1 protein-coding gene is annotated in these 591 nt (G+C 62.6%); it reads left to right on the top strand.

Going from position 1 to position 591, the window contains the following annotated elements:
* The coding region (locus tag API01S_RS29365) for an Ig-like domain-containing protein (protein WP_167351730.1) at window positions 1–591 on the top strand (591 nt) is incomplete at both ends.

Genomic DNA, 591 nt, shown 5'->3' with positions numbered 1-591 from the left:
TAGCTTCGTAGTCGCGATCGACGACGGCACGGGCAACGTCACGTTCTCCACCGTCAGCGTCACGCTCTCTGCGGTGGTGGATATCGCCAACGACACGGTCACGACCAACGAAGATACGCCGGTCAATATCAACGTCAACGCCAACGACACGTTCGAGAACGCAGGTCATGCGATCACCGCCATTGACGGTAATGCGCTCATCGTCGGTACGCCTGTCGCGGTCGCGAACGGGATGGTGACGCTCAAGACCGACGGGACCTTGGACTTCGCGCCGGCCTTGAACTACAACGGCTCGACCAGCTTCACCTACACGGTGACGTCAGGCGGCGTCGATGAAACCGCGACGGTGATGGTCAGCATTACGGCGGTGCCGGACGCGCCGATGACGGTGGACCCGGCTGTTCCTGGCCAGACCTTCGACTCGGGTACCGGCAACTACGCGACTACCACGGCAGAAGACACGGCTGTTACCGGCCAGGTCTCCGCAGTCGATGGCGATGGTGACCCGCTGGCCTACAGCGTCGGCACTGCGCCTGCACACGGCACGGTGACGGTCAATGGCACAACAGGCGTCTACACCTACACGCCGAC

The sequence above is a fragment of the Achromobacter piechaudii NBRC 102461 genome, assembly GCF_001571245.1.
Lineage (GTDB): Bacteria > Pseudomonadota > Gammaproteobacteria > Burkholderiales > Burkholderiaceae_B > Achromobacter > Achromobacter piechaudii.
Note: the sequence above shows the minus strand (reverse complement) of the source record. Positions and strands in the feature narration are given on the sequence as shown.